At 51.3% G+C, this 3,194-nt stretch carries 1 protein-coding gene; it reads left to right on the forward strand.

Translation table 11 applies throughout. The features are described 5' to 3' along the window. Positions 1-23: 23 nt before the first annotated feature. A partial coding sequence (locus D1841_RS16845) for an S-layer homology domain-containing protein (protein ID WP_160644815.1) occupies positions 24-3,194 on the forward strand: 3,171 nt, incomplete at its 3' end.

The raw sequence follows: 3,194 nt of genomic DNA on the forward strand, positions 1-3,194 counted from the left end.
AAAATTTAAGAGGGTTGAAATTTATGAACAAAAGCAAGTTTCTGAAGAAATCACTTGCGGCTGTCTTAGCTGTTCTTATGATAGTCGCGATGATTCCGCTCAGCGCTGCTGCTGCTTCGGCTCCCAAGGTATATTTGGACAGCCAGCAAATTGATTTTGCGGGCGGTGCCAGCCAGTCTGTGACGGTTGACAACAATACTCCAAAGCTTACCTGGGACAGCCAGGCTAAAACAAAGCTGGTTGCGGTGAACGCAAAAGGCGACGAGGATGAGGTAGATGACACCGCGGGCATTGCCAACCTGCCTCTGGCTGATTATCCCGTTGCCGATGATGTGTACACTGTTACGCTGCGGCTGTATGAGGAGAGCGAGGAGGGCGGCTGGCAGGAGAACCCTGCTGAGTACACCCTGCTGGTCACCGTGAAAGAAGCTGACGTGGATCTGGACGCCACCATTAAAGAGGTTACCGGCATTCCCGAGATGGTTAGCTATTCCATCACAGATGACAAGATCACCATCATTGTGGCCTTTGACGAGGACGTGCCCACCGCGATTGCCTCTCCTTTGAGTACACATGCAACTGCGAGTGCAATCTTTGTGCCTTCCTCCAAGAAGGTTGATGGTACCAATGGCACTGTGACATATGCTGTGTCCCCTTCCAAGAAGGTTACTGTTACCGCGCCCAACGCTGAAAAGGTATATGACGTTGAGATTAAAAACCAGACCGGCTTCGCCACCTTCTCTGTTCCCGACCAGATTGGCGACGCTGAGATTAAAGACAAGGTAACAAATAGCGGCGACCCCACAGTGAAAGTTAAAGTGAAGAAGGGCACAAACTTTGATAAAATTGTTCCCACCTTTACACTGGGCGAAACCGTGGAGAAAGTCACCACCTACAAGGGCGCGACTGCCAATGGCAGCGGCTCCAGCGTGGATAATGATGAAATTGACGTGGTTTCCGGCAAAACGGAACTAAAATTTGATAATTCTGGCTCTGCCAAAACCTTTAATGTGTACCTGAAAGGCGTGACGACTCCTGTTAAAGTGAAAGTCACTGTGGAGGAGACAGATGAAGCCGAGGGCGCTGAGCTGAAGTCCATCCAGGTGGGCGAGAAGGCCCGGGCCACTGTGACCGGCAAGGACGTTACCGTGAACATGGGCGTGAACACTGACTACAGCGTGAACGTTGATATTGTTGTAGAGGCTTCTAAAGGCGCCACCGTTTCCATTCCGTCTCAAAACGTGACTCTTACCCAAAATGCTAATGTTGATACCATTTTTGAAACAACTGGCAAGCCTGTCAATATCAGCGGCAAGAAGTTCACTATCCGTGTGGTTTCTGAGGATGAAAAGACCACCAACGACTACAACATCACCCTGGTGTCCGCTTCCGAGGTGAAGACCGACCTGACCGATTTCAGCATTAAGGACACCAATGACGGCAAAATTTACAGCGCCACTTTTAACGGCCTGACCGGCACCATCAACCTGCCCTTCAGCATGAAGGGCGGCGTAACAAATGGTTCTGGCTGGACAATTTATGCAACTCCCAGTGCCGGGGCAACAGCTTTCACTAATGAAAACCCTGCCAAAGCTATTGTGAACGGCACGACCACTTTTGATAAGCTTCTGGTGAACGGCGCTGCTGCTGATACTGCCAACGGCGGCTTTGTAGAGTATTACAACGTGCGCGTTGCCGCCGACGACCTGGCTTTGGGCGATACTGACACCACCCGTACTTACACCATCAAGCTGGTGTTTGCACAGCCCAAGACCGGCAACCTGCTCCTTTCCGGCACCGCTGCTGTTGGAACCAACAACCTGAGCGAGGTTACCGAGAACAACACCTTTAAGACCGAGATTGGCAAGGTGAACACCGATGATGGCGAGAAAGATGCTGTCAAACTCACTCTGCCCCATTCTGTAGTTGAAGGAATGGGCGCAACGCCCACGCCCGTGCCTGCTAAAATTTTCTTCAAGACACTTAAGGTTAGCCCTGAGGCCAGAGTGTTTGGCTTTGCTGGCGGAACTGCGAATACCACCAAGGTTCTTGCAAATGAGATTAAGCAGCTTGACGAAAAGGTGCTTGGCCCGCAGGGCGGCATCAACAAGATTGAGTTTGATGCCGATGCATACGGCGCATACAATACCACAAATAAGGAATTGACAGTTGCTGAGGCTTATACCTTGTATGTGGTCAACGAGAAAACCCCCATTGACGCAAACACTGACATTGCCGCCCTCAATACTGCTGTTACCAACAAAAATGCTAAGGTTTACTACGTCTATGCTGTGAAGGCTGATCCTGAAAAGAGCAGCGCACTGACCAGCATAAAGTCTGTTGTGGACACCAATGTTACTGCAAAGCTTAGCGGCGGCAAAATCACTATCACGGTTCCTGCTTCTTATGCGCTGGCTGATGGCGATTCCTACAGCTCTACAACTCATGCAAACATTACTTTCACACTGAATTTTGCCATGTCCAAGCTGGCCAGCATGACTGACAGTACTGCTGGAACACCGGTTGCACTGCTTTCCGATAACGGGAAAACTAAAGACGATGGCACAAAACTTTACGTGCAGTTGGAAGCCGATGGAACACCTAAGCTGCATTTTGCTGCTGATGACGCAGAAGTGACAGGTAACTGGGTTGTCACCAGCGAGGATGGTGCCAACAGCACCAAGTATCCTGTGAGCGTGAAGGTTGCCCCTGCTGAAACAGGCGCCACCATTAAGAGCCTGAAGGTTGGCAACAGTTCTGCCAGCATTAGCGGCAGCACCATCAACCTGAGCCTGCCCTTCGGCACCGCCCTGAACCCCATCAAGCTGGACATCACTGCTGATAAGATGGCTAAGGTGTTCATCAACGGCAATCCGTACAAGGCCACTAACAACTACAGCCTGAACTCTGACGTGACTATCACTGTCACCTCCGAGGACGGCAAGACCACCAACGTTTACACCCTCAAGACCACCTTGGGCGAGCGCTTCACAGACGTGCCTGCCAACGCATGGTTTGCCGAGTATGTTGAGAAGGCTGTTGACGCCGGCATCGTTCTGGGCCAGGGCAACGGCACCTTCAACCCCTATGGCAACATCACCCGCGAGGACTTCGCTATGATGACAGTCCGTATGCTGGGCGTTGAGGTTGACGAGAATGCCACTGTGCCCTTCAAGGACGAGGCTTCCGTTTCC

The sequence above is a fragment of the Neglectibacter sp. X4 genome, assembly GCF_009917365.1.
GTDB lineage: Bacteria > Bacillota > Clostridia > Oscillospirales > Acutalibacteraceae > Acutalibacter.